This is a genomic window from Sphingomonas sp. 10B4 (assembly GCF_035019905.1).
Taxonomy (GTDB): Bacteria; Pseudomonadota; Alphaproteobacteria; order Sphingomonadales; family Sphingomonadaceae; genus Sphingomonas; species Sphingomonas glacialis.
Genome location: NZ_JASJVC010000002.1, coordinates 45,672 through 59,227, shown reverse-complemented (window position 1 = coordinate 59,227; position 13,556 = coordinate 45,672). Strand labels below are relative to the sequence as shown.

Annotated in this window: 17 protein-coding genes; 5 read left to right on the top strand and 12 right to left on the bottom strand. The window is 67.4% G+C overall.

Annotation, left to right across the window (positions count from 1 at the left end; all coding sequences use genetic code 11):
* Both QN347_RS00990 and QN347_RS00985 read right to left on the bottom strand, forming a co-directional pair.
* On the bottom strand, window positions 1-366 hold the full coding sequence (locus QN347_RS00990) for a hypothetical protein (protein ID WP_322160683.1): 366 nt from the start codon (window positions 364-366) through the stop codon (window positions 1-3).
* Window positions 363-1,043 (bottom strand): EI24 domain-containing protein, encoded by a 681-nt coding sequence (locus QN347_RS00985; RefSeq protein WP_133190305.1) that lies wholly within the window; start codon window positions 1,041-1,043, stop codon window positions 363-365. Before QN347_RS00985 ends, QN347_RS00990 begins: the two co-directional genes overlap by 4 nt.
* 128 nt (window positions 1,044-1,171) lie before the next feature.
* Here QN347_RS00985 and QN347_RS00980 point away from each other — a divergent pair, with 128 nt between their 5' ends.
* Window positions 1,172-2,170 carry an adenosine kinase gene (locus QN347_RS00980; RefSeq protein WP_322160680.1) on the top strand — a complete coding sequence of 333 codons (999 nt, stop codon included), beginning with the start codon at window positions 1,172-1,174 and terminating at the stop codon, window positions 2,168-2,170.
* A 98-nt stretch (window positions 2,171-2,268) separates the two neighbouring features.
* On the opposite strand, the gene QN347_RS00975 is transcribed toward QN347_RS00980, so the two are convergent.
* From QN347_RS00975 to hisB, 8 genes are all read right to left on the bottom strand, one after another.
* Window positions 2,269-3,807: an amino acid permease gene (locus QN347_RS00975; RefSeq protein ID WP_133190301.1), complete on the bottom strand. Its 1,539-nt coding sequence runs from the start codon at window positions 3,805-3,807 to the stop codon at window positions 2,269-2,271.
* Window positions 3,808-3,931: 124 nt separating this feature from the next.
* Window positions 3,932-4,309 (bottom strand): histidine triad nucleotide-binding protein, encoded by a 378-nt coding sequence (locus tag QN347_RS00970; protein ID WP_322160677.1) that lies wholly within the window; start codon window positions 4,307-4,309, stop codon window positions 3,932-3,934.
* A gap of 10 nt (window positions 4,310-4,319) precedes the next feature.
* Window positions 4,320-4,640, bottom strand: coding sequence for a phosphoribosyl-ATP diphosphatase (locus QN347_RS00965; RefSeq protein WP_322160675.1), 321 nt, complete (start codon window positions 4,638-4,640; stop codon window positions 4,320-4,322).
* 31 nt (window positions 4,641-4,671) lie between these two features.
* On the bottom strand, window positions 4,672-4,860 hold the full coding sequence (locus tag QN347_RS00960; protein ID WP_133190295.1) for a hypothetical protein: 189 nt from the start codon (window positions 4,858-4,860) through the stop codon (window positions 4,672-4,674).
* Window positions 4,861-5,068: 208 nt separating this feature from the next.
* Complete coding sequence (gene hisF, locus QN347_RS00955) at window positions 5,069-5,839, bottom strand: imidazole glycerol phosphate synthase subunit HisF (protein WP_322160674.1); 771 nt, start codon at window positions 5,837-5,839, stop codon at window positions 5,069-5,071.
* 190 nt (window positions 5,840-6,029) lie between these two features.
* The gene (hisA, locus tag QN347_RS00950) at window positions 6,030-6,767 is read right to left on the bottom strand and encodes a 1-(5-phosphoribosyl)-5-[(5-phosphoribosylamino)methylideneamino]imidazole-4-carboxamide isomerase (RefSeq protein WP_322160672.1); all 738 of its coding nucleotides are present in this window, start codon (window positions 6,765-6,767) and stop codon (window positions 6,030-6,032) included.
* Window positions 6,755-7,360 carry an imidazole glycerol phosphate synthase subunit HisH gene (gene hisH, locus QN347_RS00945; protein WP_322160670.1) on the bottom strand — a complete coding sequence of 202 codons (606 nt, stop codon included), beginning with the start codon at window positions 7,358-7,360 and terminating at the stop codon, window positions 6,755-6,757. The genes hisA and hisH overlap by 13 nt, the downstream gene beginning before the upstream one ends.
* 109 nt (window positions 7,361-7,469) lie before the next feature.
* A complete protein-coding gene (hisB, locus tag QN347_RS00940) occupies window positions 7,470-8,057 on the bottom strand; it encodes an imidazoleglycerol-phosphate dehydratase HisB (RefSeq protein ID WP_322160668.1) in 588 nt (195 codons plus the stop codon).
* Between the two features lie 71 nt (window positions 8,058-8,128).
* Here hisB and QN347_RS00935 point away from each other — a divergent pair, with 71 nt between their 5' ends.
* The 4 genes from QN347_RS00935 to gmk all read left to right on the top strand — a co-directional run bounded on the left by QN347_RS00935 (window position 8,129) and on the right by gmk (window position 11,218).
* Complete coding sequence (locus QN347_RS00935) at window positions 8,129-8,611, top strand: SspB family protein (protein WP_133190285.1); 483 nt, start codon at window positions 8,129-8,131, stop codon at window positions 8,609-8,611.
* Between the two features lie 234 nt (window positions 8,612-8,845).
* The gene (gene fumC, locus QN347_RS00930) at window positions 8,846-10,234 is read left to right on the top strand and encodes a class II fumarate hydratase (RefSeq protein ID WP_322160666.1); all 1,389 of its coding nucleotides are present in this window, start codon (window positions 8,846-8,848) and stop codon (window positions 10,232-10,234) included.
* Between the two features lie 57 nt (window positions 10,235-10,291).
* The gene (locus tag QN347_RS00925) at window positions 10,292-10,513 is read left to right on the top strand and encodes a hypothetical protein (protein ID WP_133190281.1); all 222 of its coding nucleotides are present in this window, start codon (window positions 10,292-10,294) and stop codon (window positions 10,511-10,513) included.
* 48 nt (window positions 10,514-10,561) lie between these two features.
* The gene (gmk, locus tag QN347_RS00920; protein ID WP_322160664.1) at window positions 10,562-11,218 is read left to right on the top strand and encodes a guanylate kinase; all 657 of its coding nucleotides are present in this window, start codon (window positions 10,562-10,564) and stop codon (window positions 11,216-11,218) included.
* A gap of 118 nt (window positions 11,219-11,336) precedes the next feature.
* On the opposite strand, the gene QN347_RS00915 is transcribed toward gmk, so the two are convergent.
* Entirely contained in the window at window positions 11,337-12,020 is a 684-nt protein-coding gene (locus QN347_RS00915; protein WP_322160662.1) for an ATP12 family chaperone protein, read from the bottom strand.
* A gap of 49 nt (window positions 12,021-12,069) precedes the next feature.
* Entirely contained in the window at window positions 12,070-13,449 is a 1,380-nt protein-coding gene (locus QN347_RS00910) for a hypothetical protein (protein WP_322160660.1), read from the bottom strand.
* Window positions 13,450-13,556 lie beyond the last annotated feature (107 nt).

The following is a 13,556-nucleotide window of genomic DNA, read 5'->3' as shown; positions in this document are numbered from 1 at the left end:
CTATTTTCGCCGCCCGACCTGCAGCGCTCCGACACAGCTCGCGCGGTCGATCGGCGAGCCGTCGGTCTGGCGCGCATCGAGATAGGTGACGACCGGCTCGGACTTGCCGCTCGGGTAGAGATAGGCGTCGAGCACGCAGGTCGCGTTGTTGAACTGCAGCTTGCGCGCTGTCCCCTCGCGGACATCGGCGACAGGTGCGCCGAACAACCCGGTGAGGTGCGCCGCCGTCGCGCCGATCACGCCGCCGAGCCCTGCCGTGCCCGTTGGGATCGGCACCATCGCGGGCCGCGCGGCGGGTGTCGTCGCTGTGCTCGCGGCGCAGCCCGACAGCGCCAGTCCCACCAGAAGTGCACCAAAAAGCTTCATGTCGTTCGCCCCGAATGGAACAGATGCGTCGCCATCGCCGCGCCGAGGATCGGCACGAAGAGGTTCGCAATCGGAACCATGAACAGGGCGGTCCCCGCAACCCCCAGCGCGAAGCGGTCGACCGCGCCCGTCTTGCGCCAGTCTCGCATCAGCGCAGGCGGCACGTGGCGCGCCGCGACGAGCTCGCCGAGATCGCGCCCGAGCAGCCAGCCATTGACCAGGAAGAACAGCAGCCACGTGCCGACGCCGGTGACGAGCAAGGCGATATAGACTGGCGCGAGCGCAAGATTGACCAGGATCGCGCGCGCCGCCGAACGCAGGCCGAGCCCGGCACCGCGCAGGGGCGAGACGCTGCGCGCGGTCTCGAGCGCTTGCGGGTAGTGCCGCGCCTCGACCGCGACGACCACGTCGTCGGCGAACGCCATCATCACCGCGATCGCGATCGCGCGGAACAGCAGCCAGCTGATCCCGAACGCGGCGAGCAGCGCGACCGCGCCCAGCACGCCGCCGGCCGCCGGATCCCACCCCCGCTCCGCCGCCGCTTCCGTCGCGCCATACCACAGCGCGACGCCGAGCGCGGCGATCAGCACCACGGTCAGCGCGAGCGACTTGAGGAACACCGCGACGATCTTGCGATCGCCGAGCTGGCCGAGCGAGAGGAGGAGCGCACGCAACATGATGCCGGTCCTAGCCGCCTCCCACGGGCCCGTCACCCCGCGCTTGCTCGCGGCGACGGAGAGTTGCGCGCGCCGCACCCCCCCGGTACGGCGCGGCAACGCTATTTTTTCAGAAATCGGAGATTCCCGTGACCGAGCCCACTTATGACGTCGTCGCGATCGGCAATGCCATCGTCGATGTGCTGTCGCAGTCGACCGATGCCTTCCTCGCCGAAGCCGCGATGACCAAGGGCTCGATGCAGCTGATGTTCTCGCCCGAGGAAGCCGATGCGCTCTATGCCAAGATGGGCCCGGGGATCGAGGCGAGCGGCGGCTCGGCGGCGAACACCGTCGCCGGCATCGCGGCGATGGGCGGCAAGTGCGGTTTCATCGGCCAGGTGGCGAAGGACGAGCTTGGCGACATCTTCGCGCACGACATCCGCGCGGTGGGGATCGACTTTACGACGGCTGCGCGCGACGGCGACCCGACGACGGCACGCTGCCTGATCTTCGTTACCCCCGACGGCCAGCGCACGATGAACACCTTCCTCGGCGCGTCGCAGTTCCTGCCCGAGGCAGCACTCGACCGTGACCTGATCGCCAACGCTGCGATCCTCTATCTCGAGGGCTATCTGTGGGATCCCGAGGAACCACGCCAGGCGATGCGCGCCGCGATCGACGTCGCGCGGGCGGCCGGCCGCAAGGTCGCCTTCACGCTCAGCGACGTGTTCTGCATCTCGCGCCACGGCGGCGATTTCCGCCAGCTGATGGCCGATGGCCTGATCGACATCATGTTCGCCAACGAGGCCGAGATCACCGCGCTGATGGCGACCGAAGATTTCGACGCGGCGGTGGCCGAGGCGGCGACGCAGGTGCCGATGCTGGTGGTCACGCGCAGCGAGAAGGGTGCGATCGCCGTGTCGGGCGGGGAGACAGTCAGCGTCGCTGCCGAGCCGATCGAGCGCGTCGTCGATACGACCGGCGCGGGCGACCTGTTCGCCGCGGGGTTCCTGCGCGGCCAGGCACAGGGCAAGAGCATCGCCGACTCGCTCAAGATGGGCGCGGTCTGCGCCGCCGAGATCATCTCGCATTACGGCGCGCGTGCGCAGGTCGATTTGAAGGCGCTGGTGGCGTCGAAGATCGGCTGAGCGCGCAAAGCCCCTCCCCTTCAGGGGAGGGGCTTAGACACAAAAAAAGGCCGGGGATCGCTCCCCGGCCTTTTTCGTGTCCTACGTGGCGCCTGCCCTTACGGGCGATGCACCGGCGCGACATATTCGCCGAGCTCGGGGCCGTCTTCCTCGTCGAGGCCCTTTGCCAGCCGGCTGTTGTGCATGCCGTAGGCGAAATAGAGGATGATCGCCGCCAGCGTGTACCAGGCAAAGAATACCAGCACGCGCGATTCGACCGTGAAGATCAACGCGATGCAAGTGAGGATGCCGACCGCCGGCACCACCGGATAGAGCGGCACGCGGAAGCCGCGCGGGATCTCCGGGTGGGTGCGCCGCAGCCAGATCACCGACAGGCAGACGATCGCGAAGGCCGCGAGCGTGCCGACCGAGGTCATGTCGCCGAGCGTGTTGATGTCGAAGAACGCCGCGGCGACCGCGGTGATCAGCCCGACGAGCAGCGTGTTGACCCACGGCGTCTGGAACTTCTTGTGGACGGTCGCGAACACGCGCGGCAGCAGGCCGTCACGCGCCATCGTGTAGAAGATGCGCGTCTGGCCATACATCAGCACGAGCACGACCGAGGTCAGCCCGACGATCGCGCCGGCTTTCACCAGCTTTGCGAACCACGCCCATTGCGGGCCGAGCGCGTCGACCGCGACCGCGACGGGATCCGGCACGTCGAGCGTCTTGTAGTTGACGATCAGCGTCATCACGATCGAGACGAGGATGTAGATCGCGGTGCACACGAACAGCGAGCCGAGCAGGCCGATCGGCATGTCCTTGGCGGGGTTCTTGGCTTCCTGGCCCGCGGTCGAGACCGCCTCGAAGCCGATATAGGCGAAGAACACGATCGAGGCGGCACGCAGGATGCCGCCCCAGCCGAACTCGCCCTTGTCGCCGCTCGCCGGCGGGATGAACGGCTGCCAGTTGGACTTGAGCGTGTCGAAATGCGCGATCACGAACGCGCCGCAGATGACGATGAAGGCAATGATCACGGTCAGCTTGATCGCGACGATGACGTTGTTGACCTTGGCGCTCTCCGACACGCCGATGATCAGCAATGCGGTCATCGCGCCGCAGATCAGGAAGGCGGGCAGGTTGAAGAGATAGGTCAGCGGCGCACCGTTGACGATCACGGGGACGAGCTCGCCGCCGACCGCATGCTTGATGACATGGCCGGTCGGACCGGTCAGTTCGACCGGGATGACGAGGCCGAAGTCGCCGAGCAGGCTGACGACATAGCCCGCCCAGCCAACCGCGACGACCGACGCCGCGAGACCGTATTCGAGCAGCAGCAGCGCGCCCATGATCCACGCGGCGAACTCGCCGATCGTGGTGTAGCTATAGGTATAGGCCGAGCCCGAGACGGGCAGGGTGGAAGACAGTTCGGCGTAGCACAGGCCGGCGAGCGCGCAGACGAAGCCCGCGATCAGGAACGAGATGAGGACGGCGGGGCCGGCATGGAGCGCGGCGGCGTTGCCGGTCCGCACGAAGATGCCGGCGCCGATGATGCAGCCGATGCCGAGGAACACGAGGTTCCAGGGGCCGAGCGTGCGTTTGAGTTGGCTGGTCTGTGTCTCGCGTTGAACTTGCTCCACGGTTTTTCGGAGCAGCATGCGGTTCAGAATACCCGTAGTGGGCTGTGTCGCCATTCGATAAGTCCCCTGGGCCGGATCGTTGCCGGCGCGAAAGTTTTGGTTGGCGGGAAACCTAACCGCAAAACGTGGGCGCGCAATCCCCTTAGCGCGCCAGCATCGGCCCGAGCGCGCGGCCGGCGAAGATATGGACGTGGAGGTGCGGCACCTCCTGGTGCGAATCGTGTCCGGTATTGGCCAGCAAGCGATAGCCCGGCGCGACCAGCCCGGCATCGCGCGCGACCGTGCCGACCGCGCGAACGAAGCCGGCGATCTCGGCGTCGGAGGCTCTCGCGCTGAAATCATCCCACGACACGTAAGCGCCCTTGGGGATCACCAGGATATGCGTCGGCGCCTGCGGGGCGATGTCGGGGAAGGCGATGGCGTAGTCGTCTTCGTAGAGCCGCGTCGCGGGAATCTCGCCGCGCAGGATCTTGGCGAAGATATTCTGGTCGTCATAGGCTTGCGTCGCGTCGATCGGCATGGTGGCTCCTTCAGGCTTTGCGGGCGGCCTTCTCGTCGATTCCCGACACGCCTTCACGCTGGCGGATTTCGGCGCGGATGTCGTCGAGCGAGACGTCGCACTCGGCGAGCAGCACGAGCAGGTGGAACATCAGGTCGGTCGCCTCGCCGACGAGCGCGGCCTTGTCCTCGGTCAGCGCGGCGATGACGGTCTCGACCGCTTCCTCGCCGACCTTCTGCGCGATCTTGCCGCGTCCCTTCGCGAACAGCTTGGCGGTGTAGGAGGTCGTCGGGTCGGCGCCGCGGCGTGCGCGGATTGTTGCCTCTAACGTGTCGAGTGTATCTTCGGCCATCAAAGCGGGCTGGCCCAAGCGGGCGCGCAGGTCAATCCTTGGGCGTGCCGCGCTTGGCGAAGCGCGCGCGCATCGCCCGCCGCACGAACCAAACGCCGAGCGCCGCGACGACGAACAGGACGATGTCGGAGAGTTCGGGTCCGGTGCGAACCTTGACGACACCGCTATGCGGCGCGGCGAGCGCGGGGTTTGCGATCAGCAGGGCGAAGAGGAAGCGCATGCGGGGTGTGTAGCATCGCGCTGGTAAATTTCCGCTTCTTTCGCTCCCCTTGCTTTCCCGTTCTTCTATCTTCCCCGGCGAAGGCCGGGGCCCAGTCGCGAAGGCCCATGCCAGCACGCGCAGCGCTCTCCAACGAACGGCTCGCGACTGGGCCCCGGCCTCCGCCGGGGAGGAAATATAGAAAGAAGGAAGGAAGAAAGTCCCGCGGTCAGCTGGTAACCGGCCGCCGCACCGGTATCCCCGCCGCCGCAAGCGCGGCATGCGCCTCGGCGATGCTGACTTCGCCGAAGTGGAAAATCGACGCCGCCAGCACTGCGCTCGCATGTCCCTCGCTGATCCCCGCGACGAGATCGGCCAGCCCGCCCACGCCGCCCGACGCGACCACCGGCACGCGCACCTGGTCGGCGATCGTCCGCGTCAGCGCCAGGTCGAACCCGCTCTTGGTCCCGTCGCGGTCCATCGAGGTGACGAGCAGTTCGCCCGCGCCGAGCTCGGCCAGCCGCAGCGCATGCGCGACCGCGTCGATTCCCGTCGCGCGACGGCCGCCATGCGTGAACACTTCCCAGCCGCCATCGACCTGCCGCGCATCGACCGAGGCGACGACGCACTGGCTGCCGAACTTGTCGGCGAGCTCGGCGACGAGCTCGGGCCGCGCGACCGCGGCGGAATTGACCGCGACCTTGTCGGCGCCCGCGAGCAGCAGCGCGCGCGCATCCTCGACGGAGCGCACTCCGCCGCCGACGGTTAGCGGCATGAAGCACACTTCGGCGGTGCGCCGCACGACGTCGAGGATCGTGCCGCGCGCCTCATGGCTTGCGCCGATATCGAGGAAGCAGAGTTCGTCGGCGCCGGCGGCGTCATAGGCGCGCGCTTGCTCGACCGGATCGCCGGCGTCCTTGAGGTCGACGAAATTGACGCCCTTGACGACGCGACCGTTGGCGACGTCGAGGCACGGGATGACACGAGCGCGGACGGTCATGGGCGAGCGGCTTTGAAGAGAAAGAAGATGGGTTCGCGCGGAGGCGCGGAGACGCGGAGGAAAGAAGACGGGTCGCCAAGTCTCTGGCATCCGCGTCGGGCGAAGCGGATTCTGCATTCGCGGATCACTCCGGACGGTCGCGACGCGCGCACCATCTCCGCGCCTCCGCGTCTCCGCGCGAACATGCTTTTCACGCCGCCGCCGCCACGGCGAGCGCCGCCGCCAGATCGAGCCGGCCGTCATACAGCGCGCGCCCGGTAATCACGCCCTCGATCCCGTCACGCGCATGCAGCGCGAGCACATGGATCTCGGCGATCCCCTTCACGCCACCGCTGGCGATCACCGGAATCTTCACCGCGCGCGCGAGGTCGACGGTCGCCTGGACGTTGGCGCCCTTCAGCATCCCGTCGCGGCCGACGTCAGTGAACAACAGCGCCGCGACACCCGCATCCTCGAACTGCCGCGCCATATCGGCGACCTCGACGGTCGAGACATCGGCCCAACCCTTGGTCGCGACGAAACCATCCTTGGCATCCACGGCAACGACGATCGCCCCGGGGAAATCGCGCGCCGCTTCGCGCACCAAGTCCGGGTTCTCAAGCGCCGCCGTGCCGATCACCACACGCGACACGCCCATGTCGAACCAGCGCTCGATCCCGGCGCGGTCGCGGATCCCGCCGCCAAGCTGCACATGGCCGGGGAAGCGCTTGACGATCTCGGCCACCGCTTCGCCATTGACCGATTTGCCGGCAAACGCGCCGTCGAGATCGACGACGTGGAGATATTCGGCACCCTGCTCTGCGAACAGCATCGCCTGCGCGGCGGGGTCGTCGCCATAGACGGTCGCGCGGTCCATATCGCCCTCGGCGAGGCGGACGACCTGGCCGCCCTTGAGGTCGATCGCGGGGAAGATGATCAAGGACGCCACGTCAGGAACCTCTCCAGCAGCGCAAGACCGTAGCGCTGGCTCTTTTCGGGATGGAATTGCACGCCGAGCAAATTGTCGCGGCCGATCGCGGAGGTAACCGGGCCGGCATGCTCGGTCGTTGCCAGCGTGTCGGCCCCGTCAAAGGCGTAGCTGTGCAGGAAATAGGCTTCGCCCGGCACGATCAGCGCGTGCGGGGTGGTCGGGACGACGTCGTTCCAGCCCATGTGCGGGACCTTGGCGGTTGCGTCGGTCGGCGTGAGGTGCCGGACGCTGCCGCGGATCCAGCCGAGCCCGGCATGGACGCCATGCTCCTCGCCGGTGTCGGCCATCAATTGCATCCCGACGCAGATGCCGAGGAACGGCACCCCGTCGCGCCGGACGCGCTGCTCGAGCGCCTCGACCATGCCGGGGACGCCGCGCAACGCCGCGGCGCAGGCACCAAACGCACCGACGCCGGGCAGGACGATGCGGTCGGCCTTGAGCACTGCACCTGCATCGGCGGTGACGAGCACGTCGGTGCCGCCCGCCGCTTTCAGCGCATTGGCGACCGAATGCAGATTTCCTGCGCCGTAATCGATGAGGGCAAGCGTCAAATCCCCCTCCCGCTTGCGGGAGGTGTTAGGGGAGGGGCGTGCCGCAAGCGCAGCGCGGGGATCCAGGTCGTTCCCTCCCCCGGCCCCTCCCGCAAGCGGGAGGGGAGCATCACAACGTCCCCTTGGTGCTGGGGATCACGCCCGCTTTCCGCGGGTCGAGCTCGACCGCTTCGCGCAACGCCCGCGCGACGCCCTTGAACGCCGCCTCGGCGATATGGTGGTTGTTCGACCCGTACAGCGTCTCGATGTGCAGCGTGATGCCGGCGGTCTGCGCGAAGGAATGGAAGAAATGCTCGAACATCTCGGTGTCCATCTCGCCCAGTTTCTTCTGCGAGAATTCGGTCTTCCAAACGAGATACGGCCGCCCCGAAATGTCGATCGCGACGCGGGTGAGCGTCTCGTCCATCGGCGAATGCGCATCGGCGTAGCGGCGGATTCCGCGCTTTTCGCCCAAAGCCTCGAGGATCGCCGCGCCGATCGCGAGGCCGGTGTCCTCGACGGTGTGGTGCTGGTCGATATGCAGATCGCCGACGGTGTTTACGTCCAAGTCGATCAGCGAGTGGCGGCTCAATTGTTCGAGCATGTGATCGAAGAAGCCGATCCCGGTCGAAATCTGGAACGCCCCCGTTCCATCGAGGTTGACCGAGACGTCGATGGAGGTCTCGCTGGTCCGGCGGCTGATCGTGGCGGTGCGCATTTGCTTCCCATAGCGCCGTTAGGGACGCATGCAATCTTGACCCGCCATCAAACCGCGCTACCCAAGGAGGCATGAGCGATGGCATGCCCGATAGCCTGATTCCCTACGATGATATCGTACAGGAAGCCCTGCGTGCCGTGGTCGGCCGCGTCCTTGGGTCGGTGGCGACCAATGGTGGCCTGCCCGGCGAGCACCATTTCTACATCACCTTCAAGACGCAGGCGCCCGGCGTCGACATCCCGCAGCGACTGCTCGAGCGCTTTCCCGACGAGATGACGATCGTGATGCAGAACCGCTATTGGGATCTGGTCGTCGATGACGAGCGCTTCTCGGTCGGCCTGAGCTTCAATCAAGTCGCCTCGAAGCTGGTCATTCCGTATTCGGCGATCACGGGTTTCCACGATCCTGCGGTCAATTTCGAACTGCGCTTCCAGGCGCAGGATATTCCCGACGGCCCCGAGCCGCACGACACCGCGGAAAACGACGAGCCGGTGCACAAGCCGGTCGAGGATGGTTCGAACGTCGTCGCAGTGGATTTCAAGCGGAAGAAGTAGGGAGCGAGCCGCGCGAACTGCGCGGCGGTCGCGCAAGCGACGCCAACCGCCGGCCGGCGCGGCCCGCCGCGTCCGACGTCACGGGATTTACTCCCGTGACGGCTGTATCGCCAAAATCGCGAGCCATTTCCGTCACCCCGGGCTTGTCCCGGGGTCTACCGTGCCGCACATGCCACCCGTCCGGTCTTGCGGCCCGGTGGATGCCGGGACGGGCCCGGCATGACGGAGTCTGGCATGGCTGAAAACACCCGCACCGAAACCGATTCGCTCGGGACAGTCGAAGTCCCTGCCGCCGCCTATTGGGGCGCGCAGACGCAGCGCTCGATCGAGAATTTTCCCTTCCCCGCGACCGAGCGGATGCCGATCGCGATCATCCACGCGCTCGCGATCGTCAAGCAGGCCGCTGCCCGCGTGAACCGCGCGCACGGCTTAGCGCCCGAAATCGCCGACGCGATCGAATCGGCCGCCGCCGAAGTCGCCGCGGGCACGCTCGACGACCAGTTCCCGCTCGTCATCTGGCAGACCGGCAGCGGCACGCAGTCGAACATGAACGTCAACGAAGTCATCGCCGGCCGCGCGAACGAAATGTTGACGGGGAAGCGCGGCGGCAAGACCCCGGTCCACCCCAACGACCACGTCAATATGAGCCAGTCGTCGAACGACAGCTTCCCGACAGCGCTCCACATCGCGGCCGCGATCGGCGCCACGCAGCGGCTGCTCCCCGCGCTCGACCGGCTCAACCGCGCGGTGAAAGTGAAGTCGGACGCGTGGCACGATATCGTAAAGATCGGCCGCACGCATCTGCAGGACGCGACGCCGATCACGCTCGGCCAGGAATTCTCGGGGTACGCCGTCCAACTTTATCGCTGCTACCACCGCATCGAACCCGCGATCACGCACAACATGCTGTTGCTCGCGCAAGGGGGAACCGCGGTCGGCACCGGGCTCAATGCGCCCGCCGGTTTCGACGTCGCGATCGCCGCCGAGATCGCGCGGCTCACCGGGCTCGCCTTCGAGACGATGCCCAACAAGTTCGAGGCGCTCGCGTCGAACGACCCGATCGTCCACGTCTCGGGGACGCTCAACACGCTCGCCGTTGCGCTGACCAAGATCGCCAACGATATCCGCTTGCTGGGTTCCGGCCCGCGCTCGGGGCTTGGCGAACTCCACCTCCCCGAAAACGAGCCGGGCAGCTCGATCATGCCGGGCAAGGTCAACCCGACGCAGTGCGAGATGCTGACGATGGTCGCTGCGCAAGTGATCGGCAATCACCAGGCGATCACGATCGGCGGCTTGCAGGGGCATCTCGAGCTCAACGTGTTCAAGCCGATGCTCGGCGCGGCGCTGCTGCGCTCGATCGATCTGCTCGCCGTCGGCATGGCGAGCTTCGCCGAGCGTTGCGTCGGGGGGATCGAGCCGGATCGCGCGCGAATCGCCGAACTGGTCGATCGCTCGCTGATGCTCGTCACCGCGCTCGCGCCCGAGATCGGCTATGACAATGCCGCCAGGATCGCCAAGCACGCACACCATGAAGGCCTGACGCTCAAGGAGGCGGGGCTCGCGCTCGGCCTCGTCGATGCAGCGACCTTCGATCGCTTGGTCCGTCCCGAGACGATGGTCTGACCCGACCGGAACCATCGTCCGTTTCGTGCGCTAAGCGTAACGAATTGGAGAAAGACGATGAGTTTCACGACGATGATCGGCGCTGCAATCGGTGCTGCGATCGATGGTTCCGACGGTGACGACAGCACGATCGACGGCGCGATCGAGGGTGTGATCGTCGCCAATGTCGTCAAGGCGGTGATCCCGCTCGCGCTGACGTTCGCGACCGGCTGGCTCGTGCTGCGCGGCCTCGGCCAGATCAAGACGCGCGTGTTCGGCGAGGATGCGCCGCGCAGCTGAGTCACGCCAAACCTTGACGGGAGGGGCAGGTGCGCGCCACTAGCGCGCATGGTCGATCATCGCTCCTCCCAGCCCAAGAACTTCAAGCGTCGCGGGCTGATGTTCGTGCTGTCCTCGCCGTCGGGCGCGGGCAAGTCCACGATTGCCAACCGCCTGCTCAAGGAAGAGCGCAACCGCATCAAGATGTCGGTGTCGTATACGACGCGCGCGCCACGCAAGGGCGAGGTCGACGGCAAGGACTATCACTTCGTCGACAAGGAAACCTTCCGCGCGATGGCGGAGGACGACCAGTTCCTCGAATGGGCGCGCGTGTTCGACGAGCGCTACGGCACGCCGCGCGACACCGTGTTCAAGGATCTCGAGCACGGGCAGGACATCTTGTTCGACATCGACTGGCAGGGTGCGCAGCAGCTGTTCCAGCTCGCCGGTGGCGACGTCGTCCGCGTCTTCATCCTGCCGCCCGGTCTCAAGACGCTGCGCCAGCGACTCGAGGATCGCGCGACCGATACGCAGGAAGTGATCGACCGCCGCATGGACCGCGCGCAGGCCGAGGTGAGCCATTGGGACGGCTATGACTATGTCCTGGTCAATGACGATCTCGACGATTGCTACGAGTGCGTCCAGACGATCCTGACCGCTGAGCGGCTGAAGCGCTCGCGCCAGCGCGGGATGATCGGGTTTATCCGGCGGCTTCCCGAGAAATAAACGCTTCTTAGCCGTCACCCCGGCCTTGTGCCGGGGCCCACGGTGCCACGCGTACTGCGCGCGAATACCGCGCGGCACGGTGGACCCCGACACAGGGCCGGGGTGACGAGGATAGCGCCTACCGCAGCAATTCCAGCATCCGCACGCCCGCGCCGAAATCGCGCCGCCGCGTCGCAATCCCCGCCTCGGCGAGCGGATCGCGGCCCCAGCGTTCGGCCTGATAGTCTTCGTCGAGCGTCACCGCGTCCCACACCTGTTCGGGTGTCGCCGCCTGTTCGGCAAGCGCGAGCGCGGCGATCAGCGAGCCGCCGATCGTCACGATCGGCGACAGCGCCGCCAGTTCGTAGGGCCCGCGAACGGCGATCGCATCGCCGAGTCGTTGCAGCGTTGCCGCTGGCTGCGCGCGGTGGAGGATGCCGCTCACGGTCTCGACATGCACATCGTAGCGCAGCCGCGCCCAGTCGATCAGCGGATCCCACGCCGCGGCCTGCCGCGCGACCAGATCCTCGGGCGAATCGGCGCGGTAGCAGAGCAAGTCGCTCTCGGCGTAAGCGGCGAGCCCGTGCGCGAACAGCGTCGGGTCGGGCGAGATCCGGTCGATCGCGGCGTTGGCGAGGCCCGTCAAAGGCATCGCGCGCGGGTCGATCTCGCCCTCGACCGCGCGCCATTCATCGGCGACGGCCTCGGCCAGCGCATCGCTCGGCAAGACGAGCGGCACGCGGCCGGGGGTGCGCACAGGCTTGCCGTCGAGAAAGACGGCGCGGGTGTTGTCGAGGGTGACGTGGGTCCAGAAACGCTTCATGCCCGCAGCCCTAGAGCAGGAACGCGCCGCTTCAAACCGCTTCGAGGCATCACGCGCGCGCGACGACCCCGGCCGCGACGACGACGAGCAGCGGTGCCGCCGCGAGCGCAAGTCGCCAGCGCGGCAGTTGCCACGTCGCGCGCTGCGAGAGCAATAGCGCGGCGGCGATCCCGACCGCGGTCATCGTCCAGAAGTGATAGCGCACTTCGGACGCGACGCTCAGCGGCAGATAGCTGAAGCCGTAGAGCACCGCCGACCACGCCAGCGCGACCGCCGGATCGCCATCGCCGAGCCGTGGGCGCAGCACGAGCAAGCCGAGCCCGAGCGCCAGCCAGCAGACCGGCCAGCCCGGCGGCGTCGTCAGCAGCGCGTCGGCGGCGTGCTGGAGCGCGCTGCGCCAGCCGTTCGGCGCGACGGTGAAGCCCCAGCGGTTGGGATCGGACTGCGGCGACAGGCCCGGCAGATCGGCGTCATGGACCAGAAAGCGCGTGTTGCGGTCGAAATGCGCGAGTCGGTGCCCCGCATAGGCGAGCGGATGCGCGGCGACGGCGGCGGCCCACCAGCCATAGGGGCCGTGCCCGGTCTTGAGCGGCGCGGCGAGCGTGGTGAAGCCGATCGCGCACGGTGCCGCCCCCCACCAGGCGTAGCGATCCCACGAGATCGGCGAATAGCAATCGGCATTGACCGCGACCGGATTCGAGACCCCCGTACGCGGGAAGACATCGGTCCGGGCGAACGCGCCAATCCCGCCGAGATCGTAGATCACCAGCGACAGTTCGACGCCGCTGTGCTTGGCGTGAAGCGCTGTGTTGGCAAGCGGCAAAGCGAGCACCAGCGGGATCGCCGCAAGCATCGCAGTCGCGCCGAGCCGCGGCCACGTTCGCCGCCATGCGGTCGGCAGGGCAAGCAACAGCAGCGGCAGGCACGCCGGAACCGCATTGAAGCGCAGCGTCGCCGCCGCGACGAGCAGCAGCGCGGCCACAATCCGCGCCGCGCGGTCGCCCGGTCGCGCGGCGAGCAGGCCGCTCGCGAGCAGCAACGTGCCTGCGAACAGGCTGTCCTTGAGGATCGTGCCCACCAGCACCAGTACGATCGGCGACAGTGCGAGCAAGCCGATCGCCCCCGCCGCCGCGCGCTGTCCGCGCGCCCATGCCGCCTGCATCCACAAGGCGGTGCCGCCCCAATAGAGCGCAAGCTGCAGCACCAGCATCGGCGCCGGCCCCGCGCCGAACAGCCCGAGCTGCCGCCACAGCCAGTTCATCGCCGGCGGGTGCCAATCGTCATAGTGGCCGCTCAGCGCCTGGCCATATTGCCGGATCGCGTCCCACGTCATGATCCCCGGCCAGAACAGCGCGCCATGCAGCAGCGCCAGCAGCATGATCGCGCCGCCGCCCATCAGGATCGCGCTTCTGTCGGTCGAATTCTTCACGACGCCGCGCTAGCATGCTGATCCTGCAAAACCATCCGCGATTGCGCCCCAGACGCGCAAACGCGTGTGGCTTGTGATCGTCCGGCTTTTGCGCTTCATTGCCGGGG